This window comes from Bacillus sp. UNC322MFChir4.1 (genome assembly GCF_000746135.1).
In the GTDB taxonomy this organism is placed as follows: domain Bacteria; phylum Bacillota; class Bacilli; order Bacillales; family Bacillaceae_G; genus Bacillus_A.
Map to the genome: position 1 here is coordinate 58,757 of NZ_KN050809.1, position 13,661 is coordinate 72,417.

Annotated in this window: 13 protein-coding genes; 2 read left to right on the plus strand and 11 right to left on the minus strand. The window is 37.0% G+C overall.

Translation table 11 applies throughout. The features are described 5' to 3' along the window. Positions 1 to 3: 3 nt before the first annotated feature. Entirely contained in the window at positions 4 to 1,005 is a 1,002-nt protein-coding gene (locus BR72_RS17540; RefSeq protein ID WP_035434996.1) for a DUF2515 domain-containing protein, read from the minus strand. Between the two features lie 103 nt (positions 1,006 to 1,108). Between BR72_RS17540 and recU the strand changes: the two genes are divergently transcribed. Then, positions 1,109 to 1,714 (plus strand): Holliday junction resolvase RecU, encoded by a 606-nt coding sequence (recU, locus tag BR72_RS17545; RefSeq protein ID WP_035434997.1) that lies wholly within the window; start codon positions 1,109 to 1,111, stop codon positions 1,712 to 1,714. Positions 1,715 to 1,779: 65 nt separating this feature from the next. Beyond that, entirely contained in the window at positions 1,780 to 4,332 is a 2,553-nt protein-coding gene (locus tag BR72_RS17550; RefSeq protein WP_035434998.1) for a penicillin-binding protein 1A, read from the plus strand. 29 nt (positions 4,333 to 4,361) lie between these two features. Here the strand turns inward: BR72_RS17550 and BR72_RS17555 are convergent, their stop codons facing one another. The 10 genes from BR72_RS17555 to panB all read right to left on the minus strand — a co-directional run bounded on the left by BR72_RS17555 (position 4,362) and on the right by panB (position 13,627). Continuing rightward, positions 4,362 to 4,877 carry a YpoC family protein gene (locus tag BR72_RS17555; RefSeq protein ID WP_035435000.1) on the minus strand — a complete coding sequence of 172 codons (516 nt, stop codon included), beginning with the start codon at positions 4,875 to 4,877 and terminating at the stop codon, positions 4,362 to 4,364. Further along, positions 4,874 to 5,530, minus strand: a complete 657-nt coding sequence (gene nth / locus BR72_RS17560; protein WP_035435002.1) for an endonuclease III — start codon at positions 5,528 to 5,530, stop codon at positions 4,874 to 4,876. The genes BR72_RS17555 and nth overlap by 4 nt, the downstream gene beginning before the upstream one ends. A 15-nt stretch (positions 5,531 to 5,545) precedes the next feature. Then, positions 5,546 to 6,253 (minus strand): DNA replication protein DnaD, encoded by a 708-nt coding sequence (gene dnaD / locus BR72_RS17565; RefSeq protein ID WP_035435004.1) that lies wholly within the window; start codon positions 6,251 to 6,253, stop codon positions 5,546 to 5,548. Positions 6,254 to 6,404: 151 nt separating this feature from the next. After that, a complete protein-coding gene (locus BR72_RS17570; RefSeq protein ID WP_035435005.1) occupies positions 6,405 to 7,592 on the minus strand; it encodes a pyridoxal phosphate-dependent aminotransferase in 1,188 nt (395 codons plus the stop codon). An 18-nt stretch (positions 7,593 to 7,610) separates the two neighbouring features. Further along, complete coding sequence (locus BR72_RS17575; RefSeq protein ID WP_035435006.1) at positions 7,611 to 8,087, minus strand: cell wall elongation regulator TseB-like domain-containing protein; 477 nt, start codon at positions 8,085 to 8,087, stop codon at positions 7,611 to 7,613. Between the two features lie 7 nt (positions 8,088 to 8,094). Beyond that, positions 8,095 to 8,265 (minus strand): YpmA family protein, encoded by a 171-nt coding sequence (locus BR72_RS25835; protein ID WP_081904925.1) that lies wholly within the window; start codon positions 8,263 to 8,265, stop codon positions 8,095 to 8,097. Between the two features lie 331 nt (positions 8,266 to 8,596). Further along, positions 8,597 to 11,386: an ATP-dependent DNA helicase DinG gene (gene dinG / locus BR72_RS17580; protein ID WP_035435009.1), complete on the minus strand. Its 2,790-nt coding sequence runs from the start codon at positions 11,384 to 11,386 to the stop codon at positions 8,597 to 8,599. A gap of 160 nt (positions 11,387 to 11,546) precedes the next feature. Next, complete coding sequence (gene panD, locus BR72_RS17585; RefSeq protein WP_035435011.1) at positions 11,547 to 11,930, minus strand: aspartate 1-decarboxylase; 384 nt, start codon at positions 11,928 to 11,930, stop codon at positions 11,547 to 11,549. Positions 11,931 to 11,942: 12 nt separating this feature from the next. Beyond that, positions 11,943 to 12,791: a pantoate--beta-alanine ligase gene (panC, locus tag BR72_RS17590; protein ID WP_035435014.1), complete on the minus strand. Its 849-nt coding sequence runs from the start codon at positions 12,789 to 12,791 to the stop codon at positions 11,943 to 11,945. Further along, positions 12,791 to 13,627 (minus strand): 3-methyl-2-oxobutanoate hydroxymethyltransferase, encoded by an 837-nt coding sequence (gene panB, locus BR72_RS17595; protein WP_035435016.1) that lies wholly within the window; start codon positions 13,625 to 13,627, stop codon positions 12,791 to 12,793. The genes panC and panB overlap by 1 nt, the downstream gene beginning before the upstream one ends. Between the last annotated feature and the right edge of the window lie 34 nt (positions 13,628 to 13,661).

Here is a 13,661-nt window from a genome sequence, read left to right on the forward strand (position 1 = left end):
CTGTTAAAAAAGGCTATGTAATGAAGCAAAGAAATGTAATTGTTTCTGTTTTTGACAAAACCATGCTGTCATTTCAACCTCTTCTTTCGGTTCTTCAAATAAAAACAGCTTTTCTACATCCACCCCTGTCTGAAACCAATCTTCCTCGGTCTTACGGTGATGAGAAACAACCGAAAATACATCACGAAGCTGCGGCGTATTTTGTTCATTAGTTGTAATGAAATATTGTTCATAATCGAATCTTGATCCTGTGTGAACTGTTTGAGAAGAAAATGTATAAAATAACTCCTTATAAGTTGGATGAAACAATAGCCATGCTAATCGCTTTCCGAGTTCAATTCTCTTTGTTAATGTTTCAAATTGATGTACAGAAAAACCGTATAATTCCCCCGCTATTGTCGGAAATATTACTGCACTAAAATGAAATAATTCTTGAAATTTAAACATGAATGTTTGAAAAATATGTTTTTGATAAAATGGATGCTCAATGATCGGTTCTTGAATGATAGATTGTTCATTAATAATAAGAGCTGTCATAAGTCGTTCCTCGTTTCTTTGCTGCCAAAAATGAGACCATTCCCCTTCCATAAATACCGAAACGGAAAACTTTTGTAATAAATGAAACAATGGCTTTTTCATTCGTTTGCTATATTCGTACAACAGCAACTGTGGATACGCATCTAAAAAAATAAGCCAATTCGCACGTTCATATGTAAGAAATAATTGTTTCCGTATCTCCTTAGATAAAACTTTCGGATAATATTTTCCTTCTAAATCTGTCATATTCCAGCCTGCATTGCGAGACACCATGCTAGCTAAAAACGACCAACGAATTTCTTTATTACGCTCATAATATTCCTTATAAGCATGCGTTCGTGAAATGTTATCCACATTTGCAAGAATCGTTTGTTGCTGAATATCATTTACAAGATATTTTTCTTCATTCGTATAAGAAGATATTTTTCTTTCTTGTCTTATTTTTTCATAGTTGTTTTGTGCAAACATAATGCTCTCACCTCATATCTATCTAAAAAAATAGCCCATTTTTTATTTTTTTTGATATAATCACCTTTGTAAGTAATTCTATGCAATTTGGAGTGGACAAATTATGACCATTCGTTACCCAAACGGAAGAAAGTATACTCAGACTCAACCAACTCATAGCCTGTCACCTATAAGAAAAGATACTTATAGTAACAGAGGAATGTCTCTTGAAGAGGAGCTGAACGAAACAAATCAATACTATTTAACTCACAATATTGCTTGTGTGCATAAAAAGCCGACCCCTCTTCAAATCGTAAAGGTCGATTACCCAAAACGAAGCGCTGCCGTAATTAAAGAAGCGTACTTTAAGCAACCTTCTACAACTGATTACAACGGTGTGTACAAAGGCAAGTACATTGATTTTGAAGCGAAAGAAACGAGAAATAAAACGAGTTTTCCTTTACAAAACTTCCATCTTCATCAAATCAATCATATGAAAGAAGTATTAGCTCATAGCGGAATTGCATTCGTTATTATTAAATTTACTCTTTACGATGAATTTTATTTATTGGATGCAAAACATATCGTGACATTTTGGAATCGCCAAGAAGCTGGTGGACGTAAATCCATTACGAAAGAAGAAGTGGAAGAATGTGGATACTTATTACAATGTGGTTATCATCCCCGCATTGATTATATCCACACACTAGACACACTTTATTTTTCATGATAGAGTCAACAATAAGGCTCATTTTTCGACTTTTGGGGAGAAAATGAAAGGTAGGAGAAAGTATAATGTCAGAAAATTATCGTTCTCGTGAAGAACGAAAACAAGTTCAAAAACAGAAGCAAGAACATCCTAAACAAGAGAAACCAAAGAAAAAAGGTTCTTTTCTACGTAAATTTCTAATCGCTTGCTTATTGATCGGCATTGTGACACTAGTAGCTGGAGTTTCTGCTTTCTTTGTTATGGTAAAAGATGCTCCAAAACTAGATAAAGCAAAACTTGTAAATCCATTATCAACAAAGTTTTATGATAAAGACGGAAAGTTCATATATGAATACGGCGCTGAGAAGCGAACGAATGTCACATATGACCAAGTTCCAAAAGTAGTTGAAAGTGCCTTCCTAGCTACAGAGGATTCACGCTTTTACGAGCACAATGGGATTGATTTTAAGCGAACTACAAAAGCAATCTTCGAAAACGTGACAGGTGATTTTGGTTCTCAAGGCGGTAGTACTATTACACAACAAGTTATTAAAAACTATTTCTTGACGAGGAAAAAAACAGCAGAACGTAAAGTACAAGAATGGTATTTATCTTACAAGCTAGAGCAGCAATATTCAAAACATGAAATTCTAGAAATGTACTTAAACAAAATTAACTTAGGTAACCGTTCTTACGGAATTGCAACTGCTGCGCAAAATTATTACGGAAAAGATTTAAAAGATTTAAAATTACACGAAGCAGCGATGCTTGCAGGATTACCACAAGGTCCTAATAATTATGATCCTACGAAGCCGCAAAATGTGAAGGCTGCGACAGAGCGACGCGACACAGTATTATATTTAATGAACAGACATGGCTATATTACAAAGCAAGAGATGGACGATGCTAAGAAAATCCCGGTAACAGAAGGTCTTCAACCATCTCAAGAAGCAACACAAATGCCGTATCAAGCATATTTTGATGCTGCTGTAAAAGAAATCGAGTCAGAAATTAAAGATGTGAACATTGGTTCTGATGGTCTTAATATCTATTTAGCATTAGATACAAAAGCTCAAGATTTTGCGGATAAAATGTTGAACACTGAAGAGATCATTAACTATCCTGATGAAAAATTCCAAGGTGCATTCGCATTTATGGATACTGAAACAGGCGCAGTACGTGCACTCGGTAGCGGACGCGGTGAAAATAAAGCAACATTTAAAGGACATAATATAGCTGTTGATACGACAACGCGCCAAGTTGGTTCAACAATGAAGCCGATTTTTGACTACGGCCCTGCTGTTGAATACAAACAATGGTCTACGTATCACCAAGTTGATGACTCAACATACTATTATGAAACAGACCGAAAACGAGAAGTACGAAATTTTGACAACGGTCATAAAGGTACAATGTCTATGCGTGAAGCATTAGCGCAATCACGAAACGTTCCAGCTGTAAAAATCGCGAATGAAGTCGGACGAGATAAAGCACAAGCTTTCGCTGAAGGACTTGGTTTTACTTTTGGAAAAGATGGCGCTGTAGAATCATCAGCAATTGGTAGTAATGGAGCTTCTCCACTCACAGTTGCAGGAGCATATGCAGCTTACGGAAGTGGCGGTATATATCATAAACCACATTTCGTCACAAAAGTTGTCTATCCAGATGGGAAAGAAGTAAACTTTACTCCAAAAGGAAAACGAGTGATGAAGGATTCTACAGCATACATGGTTACTGATATGATGCGTAGTGTTGTAAAATCTAGTACTGGTACTGGTAAAGCGGCAAATATTCCTTCATTAGACGTTGCTGGTAAAACAGGAACAACAAACTATTCTACAGAAGACCTTAGGAAATACGATTTCCCTGATTCCGCAAGTCCTGATAGTTGGTTTGCAGGTTTTACACCACAATATACGATGGCTGTATGGACAGGGTATGACAAACCAAGTGAAGGCTATATTGACAAAAATACATCACCTATCGCACAGCGTATATTTAAAGCGATGATGAGTGAATTTGGAAGTGATACATCTCGCTTTGAAATGCCAAGTAGTGTAGAACGCATCGGTAACGAACTTTATGTTAAAGGTGCAAAAAAAGATGATATTCCAAAAATCAATGTAGATGCACCATCTTTAAATGCCTCATATGATGCTGCATCGCAATCCATTGCTTTAAGTTGGTCAGCTTCAGACGATTCAGACGTATCTTATTCTGTAAGCTATAAAGGTAGTGACGGGTCTGGCGGCAGTCCACAAATAAGTGGTACAAGTGCAACAATTAGCGGTGTCAAACCTGGCGCTACTTATACGATCTCACTTGTTGCGAAAAAGACTGGTGGTACTAGTACCCCAGCAACTAAAACCGTAGTCGTACCTGGCGGTGATGATACTAAGAAAAAAGCTGATGATGACGCAGCTAAGAAAAAGGCTGATGATGACGCTAAGCAAAAAGCCGATGATGATGCAAGAAAGAAAGCTGAAGAAGAGGCTAAGAAAAAAGCTGATGATGACGCTAAGAAAAAAGCAGAAGAAGAAGCTAAGAGAAAAGCTGAAGAAGAGGCTAAAAAGAAAGCTGAAGAAGAAAAAAAACCACCAGTTGATAAGCCTCTAGTTCCACCAGCAAATACTCAGTAATTATGATAGTAAAAAAAGAAGCCATCTCCCTAACGGGAAGATGGCTTCTTTTGCATAATAAGTGCTTTTACATATAACTTTTCCATTTCTTCATATAACTGTGTGAGCTGAATGAAGGAATGGTAATGATTTGGCTTATTCATAATGAATGAAAATCGTTCTAAAAAGTTAACTGGCTTTTTCTCAAGTCTGGCGATTTGTTCACTCATATTTTGTAAACTTGTAACAGATGTTCCATTCATCCAGTGTAAAATGGATAAAAGATGTCCTGCAAATTGTACCATCGGATCTTTCGCTTCTTTTTTGTTTCGATTTCGAAATAACATAGAAATCTCTTCTTTTTGTTCTTTCCATAAACCTAATACAGTAGGAATGCTCATTTCTATCTCATTCCATGGCTTATATCCCTGCTCAATATCAAAGAAAAAGCACGTCTCCTCTAAAAGCTCTCCAAATGATTTCTCTGCATTGTATTCGATGACATTCATGTCTTCAAAGAAAGGGTTGCACCGAAAGTCATTCGGTATTTCAAGTACTTGCTTCATTTCTTTTCCTTCTCCTTCATGCGCTTCTTTCCTTCGCGACATAACTCTAATAGCTGGCATTCTTCACACTGCGGACGCTGTGCCTTACAGTGATAACGCCCAAAGAATATCATGCGGTGATGTGTTACGCCCCACTCTTCTATCGGTACTTTCTTCATTAACGTCTTTTCTACTTCTAACACAGAATCTTTCCATTTACATAAGGCAAGTCGCTTACTTACGCGCTCTACGTGCGTATCAACTGCAATTGCTGGAACACCAAATGCAACAGAGACAACAACGTTTGCTGTTTTTCGTCCTACACCTGGTAACTTCGTTAATTCATCTCGGTCTTGCGGCACCTCTCCGCCATATTCATCAATAAGCATATGACATAGCTTTTGAATATTTTTCGCCTTATTTCTGTATAAACCAATCGAGCGAATATCTTGCTGCAATTCTTCTAAAGACACCTTTAAATAATCTTCTGGTGTTTTATATTTCTGAAATAAACTTTTTGTTACTTTATTTACTAAAACATCTGTACACTGTGCAGATAGCGCAACCGCAATAACAAGTTCAAATGCGTTGTCATGATTCAGTTCACAATGTGCTTCCGGATACATCTCTCCCATTACATCGAGACAGTGTCTAATTTGTGTTTTATTTAGCATTATTTCCTCCTACCATTACTGCTCTAACCAATTATAAAATGGTACTTTTCCAGTATACTTCGTTTCTTGGCGTGATACTTGCTGATTCCGCTGTTGACTTTCTCTAAATTTCCGGCCTTGATTTTGTGCTTGATCGACTGTCTTAATACCGTTCTTCTTCCATTCAAACAGGATACGATCAATATAACGGAAGTTCAGTTTTCCACTCATAACGGCTTCGCGAAGGGCTGCTTGAATTAAAAGAGGATCGTGATGATCTTGATCTTGCCACATCGCTAACGTCTCACACTCAAATGGAGATAAAGGTCTGCCAAATTCATGCTCAAATACTGTATATAAATTTATTTGTAATTGTTTTTGTTCTCGCTCTTCCTCTTCAATGTTTTCACTCATTAAAAAATGTAATATTTTTTCCCAAAGAGGCTGGAGTGAATAACTTTCACAAATCATTGCCGCAGGTTTCCGGCCTCCTTCTAAAGCTAAAAAACCTTTCTGAATTAACGCCTGAATAATCTCCATACACTTTGTTTGTGTAATCGTCATTCGCTCTGCAATTTCTCCTGGTGTCGGAAAAGAGTTTCCTGATTCTAAAAATGTGTGTACATGCAAAAGTACCATAAACTCAATTTCGTTTAAACCAAGTTTTTTGTAATGCATCATTAATAATTTTGGAATCGCAATACTACCTTGTTCAAACCATTCTAACATGATTTTCTTCTTCATATTCAAACACCTCGCTTTCTAGTATAACACACCTTTTCGTATTTCTTTTTGGCACAATTCGTCAAAAAAACCTCCCTTTCATATAGGGAGGTATCATTTGAACTGTCGAATAAAAAAACAGTTTGTAGAAGTCAGAATGAAAGAACTGTGCTTAGCCTTCCATTTTGTTCTTCATAAATCTATGAATACGTTCTAACGCTTTCTCTAGCTGTTCTAGTGAAGTCGCATACGATAAACGAACATTGTTCGGTGCTCCGAATCCTGTTCCTGGAACAAGAGCAACTTTTTCTTCTTCTAACAACGCTTTTGCCCATTCATCAACCGTTTCATAACCAGCTAATGCGACTGCTTCTTTTACATTGGGGAACAAATAGAATGCTCCTTGTGGTTTAATACAAGTGAACCCAGGAATTTGAATTAGCTTATCATACACGATATTTAGTCGTTCTTCAAATGCTCTGCGCATGATTTCTACAGGCTGTTGATCACCAGCATAAGCAGCAATCGTTCCGTACTGTGCAATTGAAGTAGGGTTTGACGTGCTGTGACTCGCTAAGTTTGTCATTGCCTTAATGAGTTCTTTATTACCTGCTGCATAGCCAATACGCCATCCTGTCATCGAATGCGATTTTGATACACCGTTAATAATAAGCGTTTGTTCTTGTAATTCGTTAGAAAGCTGAGCAATTGATGTATACTCGGCATCGCCATAAATTAACTTCTCATAAATTTCATCAGAAACGATTAAAATGTCATGCTCTAAACATACTTGTCCAAGCTGTTGTAGCTCTTCTTTACTATAAATCATCCCTGTTGGGTTGCTAGGTGAGTTAATAATTACAGCTTTCGTTTTCTCTGTAATTACTTGACGTAATTGCTCCGGTGTTATTTTGTAATGATTTTCTTCCAAACCATCTACATATACTGGCTCTCCGCCTGCAAGCTTCACTTGTTCTGGATAGCTTACCCAATACGGAGTTGGAATAATAACTTCATCACCTTCATCAAGTAACACTTGAAACAACGTATATAAAGCGTGTTTTGCACCGTTACATACAATAATTTGAGATGGTTCATAAGATATGCCTTGGTCACGCTCAAATTTTTTGATAATTTCTTGTTTTAGCGCAGCTAATCCACCAGTTGGTGTATATTTTGTATAACCTTCTAACATCGCTTTATAAGCAGCCTCTATAATATGCTCTGGCGTATTAAAGTCAGGCTCTCCTGCTCCTAAGCCAATCACATCATGTCCTTCCGCTTTTAACGCTTGTGCCTTTGCTGTAATTTCTAACGTTGAAGATGGTGTTAGAGCAGCTACTCGCTTTGCTAATTTCATCCTGAGTTCCCCCTGCACTTATTTTTCAATACTATATCGTTTCAAAAACTTACCATCTTGAAAAGCAAGATAATAGTAAGTATAACGATTTTCATCATCAATATATGTAACTTCCCATAATGGAACATTGTTTTCGGCGCCTAATTTTGCTTTGACAAATTGCTTTGGTTTTCGTTCCTTTGCAACAATTTGCAATGCTTCTTTTTCAGAGATACCTTTGCTTGCTTTTTGCACCAAAATTTCTCCTTTTTTCTCAGGCACCCAAACGATATATTGTTCTCCTTTTTCATTCACACCTTGTACAACTTCATATGGAGTTTTGCCGTTATAATAATCGATTTTTGTTACGTTTGTGAGTTTTGCTTTTTCCTTTGCAATCTCAACTGTTTTCGATTCTTTCGGAACTTTTTTCTCCATAGACGTATTATAAATGTGACCCCCGTATAAAACAATTGCAACGATTACAATCAAAATTGTCAAAATCCACTTTTTCATTGTATCACTACGTTCTGTAAATCGTAAAAATTGCTGTCTCTTTTTCATTTTCGTCTAATGCTAATCCGAACATCAGATCTTTTTCTTTTAATGTTCGATTTAAACTATCAACAACCTTATATAAATCCGACGAGTACGTCAGACGCGTCGTTGATAATACTTCAATTTTCTTCTCCATGCAAACTCCTCCGTTACACAAAATTTCTAATTATAAAAGAACGCATTGCGGTTACAATAAGGGTACATTCTTTCCAACCCCTGCTTCATCACCCATCTATTATAGCAGGACATGTTCTTCAAAAAAAGGTTTGAAGTCGAAAACCGTTGTATTTCTATATTTAATGTATGAAAAAATAAAAATTCCTCCTACCCACATGTTACGCCTGAAGCAAATGTGCTTCAGGCGTTAACTTTTATAAAGTGAAATTTTCATTAGTTTTGAGTCTTATTCCCCCCAAAAAAGTGGGATAAATTTATCTCAAGTTCCTCTACTGATGAAATTTCTACTCTTACTCCATTTTTTTGATTAAATCGTCTAATGGTCCTTCATACAGTGGAATACTTGGAATCGATTGAAGAAATCGTTTTCCGTAAAAAGATGCAGTAAGACGACGATCTAACACAAACACTGTTCCTGTATCCGTTGTTGTACGAATAAGACGGCCGAACCCTTGTTTAAAACGAAGAATTGCTTGCGGCAGAGCTAGTTGTGTAAATGGATCTTCTCCCTTTTCTTTTAATCGTTCACCTTTCGCTTGCATCATCGGCTGATGTGGTGATGTGAATGGAAGACGCACGATAACAAGACAACTTAACGCTTCTCCTGGTATGTCAATTCCTTCCCAAAAACTGCTTGTCCCTAATAAAACGGCCTTTTCAAACTCTTGAAACTTTCGAATCATTCTAGTGCGACTACGGTTATGAACACTTTGTGTTAATAAAAGGAATTCTTCTAGCTCATCGATCTTCTTTAATACCTCATATACTTCTTTTAACATTTCGTATGATGTAAATAAAACGAGCATTCGACCATTTGTAGCTTTCGCAATTTTTGTAATATGGTTCGAAACCGCTTTTACATACTCATCTTCCCTTACATGTTTAATATGCGGAACATCTGTTGAAACCATTAACTTTACTTTCTCTTCATAATGAAACGGTGATGGGATCGTTACTGTATTTGGTGTAAAATCCTCTAAACCAAGCTCCGCTTCTATATAATCAAACGTATCATTTACCGTTAAAGTGGCTGAGGTAAATATAACACTTCGTTTTCGCGCCAAAAATTGATCAGCAAATAAATCACTAATATTAACGGGCTGCGCGTATAAAATCGTTGCATGGATAGTTCCTTTCGTTTCAGCTTCCATCCATGTCACATGGCTCGTTTCTTCTAAAATAAGTATCCGTAACGATTGGGTCATTTTAGAAAGAACTTCAGTAAGATGCACAAACTCTCCGGTAACCATATGTAGTTCCCATTCACTTTGCTTTTGCAATATTTCACATTGTTTTTCTAATAGCGTAAGTACTCGCCCTAATTGGTGAACAAAACGATCTGTTAATTCCACAATACTGCGCCAAAGCTTACCTCTTTCCTTCTTTACATCATAACGATAAATAAGCGGGATATTTCCAGATACATGTTCCTGCTTTGTTTTTTGAAATATAAACGTGCGCATCATTTGAAATAATTCATCTGCATCAAACTTTATTTCTTTCAACATATAGCTAATCGTTTGAAACGTAGAACGTGAAGCAGTTTGTGATTGCTTCATCATATCATACGCTTTAGCTAATACATTAGATGTTTCTAGCGTACCAAATCGTGATAACACGATTTGAAAATACATACAAGAAAATTGCTCTCCTAACGCTTTACTTGCCGTTTCCTCAAGATGATGAGCTTCATCAAAGATAATATGTTCACATGAAGCAAGCAATGGTTCTCTACTTGCAAAATCCTGAAATAACAACGTATGATTTGTGACAACAACATCTGCAAATAACGCTTTGTTTTTAGCACGTTGGTAAAAGCAGCGGCTAAACCAGGCGCTTTGCATCCGACTCGGACTATGAGCATCACTGCAAATTCGTTCCCACAATAGCTTCCCGCCAGCTGGAATATTCAGCTCATCTCGATCTCCTGATTCTGTATCAAGGAGCCAAACTAAAATTTTCGCTTTCGTTAATGCATTATCATAATTGTTTTCAATTTCTCCCAATGCATGCTCAAATTTATGCAAACACAAATAATGCTTTCTTCCTTTTAACATTGCTACTTCAAATGGAAACGGAAGTATCGTTTTCAGCAGCGGGATTTCTTTTGCTAAAATTTGTTGCTGCAGCTGCACCGTTTGTGTGCTTATGACTACTGGTTGTTCTGTTTCTTTCGCATAAAAAATACTAGGGAGTAAATATGCTAACGTTTTTCCTGTACCTGTTCCTGCTTCAATTAACGAAAAACGAGCGTCTCGAAGCGCTTCGTAAACCTCATTTATCATCATTTGCTGCCCTTCTCTTTTTTCAAAAGACGGCATTACTTCCCTTAATCGGTGCATCGTTTCTGTTAAAAAAGAAGAAAAGTCAGTAGGAGAATCATCTCCAATCTGCAATGTATAATTACGTTTACCTAAAGCAATATTCCGATAGATGTCATATTGCTTCTCATCATCTGTTCCATGCATCATTTTATTTAAAATACATGCAGACATAATATCTCCAATGTTACTTTGAAACATATCACTTAGCTCATATAGCGATTGCAACGTAACGAGTGGCAAACTTTCCATTTTAGAAAGTAATTGTAAAAATATCTCTGCTGTTGCCATTGCATCACTATCAGCACGATGAGGCTGGTCATGATCAAAACCATACCTTTTGGCTAAATCGCGTAATTTATAACTATCAGCTGTTGGCAATAAAATATGCGCCAGCTCAACTGTATCAATTTTCGAACATGTTATTTCTGAGAATCCAGCTAGCCGTAATTCTTCTTTCAAAAAATTCCAATCAAAATGAACGTTATGCGCAACGAAGTACGCACCTTGTAATAGTTCAATAATCATCGGCGCCACATCTCGGAATAACGGAGCTTGTTTCACAAGTGTTTCATCAATCCCCGTCAATTCTGTAATAAATGGTGGAATGTCCCGTTCGGGGTTTACAAAAGAAGAGAAAATTTCAAGAATTTCTCCATCCTCTACAACAACTGCTGCAATTTGAGTAATTCTATCTTTTCCATCTTTCCAGGCATTCCCTGTCGTTTCTAAATCGACTACGACATAACGCTTACTCATCAATGACACCTCAATTTCTTACCTTTGCCCAACAAAATTTCTATAGTGTTACTATACCACGTTTTCCATCATCTTAATGAAAAGATACGAAAAATGAAATGATTTTGCTTTCCCATAAGAAAAGCTATCTCTTTTTTTCAGAGATAGCTTTTCTTATCCATTATAAAACCGTGCCTGCTTTTTCCGCTCCAAGCATTTCCACAATTTGATTATTATCATCTAAAACAGCAATTTTCGGAATATGTGTTAATACTTTGTCTTCTGAAACGAGTCCGTAGCAAATTATAATCACTTTATCCCCTGGTTGAACAAGACGAGCAGCTGCACCATTTAAACAAATGACCCCCGTACCTCGTTCTCCTTTTATTACATATGTTTCTAGACGTGCACCATTATTATTGTTCACAATTTGTACTTTCTCATTTTCCACAATCCCGACTGCATCCATTAGATCTTCATCGATTGTAATACTTCCTACATAATTTAAGTTTGCTTCTGTTACTGTACCGCGATGTAACTTCGCTCTCATCATTGTGCGAAACATAGTTGCTCCCCCTTATTGAACCGTAAATGTAATATTATCTATTAGTCGTGCATTTTCAAACTTTACAGCAATTGCAATAATCATACGTCCGTTTATTTGCTGGGCCTCAGTTAAATTCGGATACGCATATATATCAGCATAATCGACCATACCATGTGTATTTATTTCAATATATTCTTTAATGAAGTTCGTAATCTGTTCTGGACTACGTTCTCCTTTAACGATTTTCTCTTTTGCCATACATAAGCTTTTATATAAATGCGGTGCCTCTTGGCGTTCCCTTTCTGATAAGTAAACGTTGCGAGAACTGCGTGCTAATCCATCTTCTTCCCTTACAATGTCAACTGGCACAATTGTAACAGGAAAATTATAGTCACCAACAAATCCTTCAATAACCGCTACTTGTTGTGCATCTTTCATCCCAAAATACGCACGATTTGGCATTGTAATATTGAAAAGCTTCATCAATACTGTTACAACGCCTTCAAAATGACCAGGTCGCTGCTTTCCGCATAAAACATTCGTGCGCTTTATCACTTCAATATTCGTTGTTCGCTCTTCTGGATACATTTCTTCAACACTTGGATAAAATAAATAATCCACTTCTACTTCACGTGCTAAGCGCTCATCGCGCTCAATATCACGCGGATAACGGTCTAAATCTTCATTCGGACCAAATTGCAACGGATTTACAAATATACTTAATATAACAATATCATTTTCTTTTTTCGCTTGTCTCAGTAACGTCAAATGCCCTTCATGTAAAAACCCCATCGTTGGAACGAATCCAACTTTCTTTCCACTTGCACGAAGTTCACTTGCGATTTGCTGCATCTCTTGCACTGTTGTAATAATATTCATTACTGCTTTCCTCCGTATAGCGCTAAACATTCTTCTTCTTTCATCGTAAACGAATGTACTTTCTCTGGAAATTGTCTTAGCTTTACTTCATGAACATATTGTCCAATTCCTCTTACAATTTCTTCTTGTACAGACGTATATTGCTTCACAAATTTCGGAACACGATTAACACCATACGTAATCAAATCATGATAAACAAGAACTTGACCATCTGTTTGATTCCCAGCGCCAATTCCAATAGTCGGAATCATTAATTGCTTTGTTACAAGTTCCGCTAATTGCATCGGTACACATTCTAATACAAGTGCAATTGCTCCTGCCTCTTCACACCTTTTCGCATCTTCAAGCAATTTTTTCGCACTTTCTGCATCTTTCCCTTGCACTTTGTAGCCACCTAGCACACCGACAGATTGCGGAGTTAATCCTAAATGAGCTACAACTGGAATACCTGCATTTGTAAGGAAACGAATGATTGATACAACTTCATCTGCTCCTTCAACTTTTACAGCATGCGCACCGCTTTCTTGAATAATGCGGCGTGCGTTATTCATCGTTTCTGGCAGTGAAACGTGATAAGACATAAATGGCATATCCGTTACAACAAATGTATTTTTCGCACCGCGGCGCACTGCTTTTGTATGATGAATCATATCATCAACTGTTACTGGAATTGTTGAATCATATCCGAGCACAACCATTCCAAGAGAGTCTCCAACTAAAATCATATCAACTTCTGCTTCTTCAGCAAACTTTGCCGATGGATAATCATACGCAGTTACCATCGCAATCGGCTCATTTTGTTCTTTCATTTTCAAAAAATCCGTCACAGTTTTCACGAATTTCTCCTCCTTTATCTGGAGAGAGGAGATG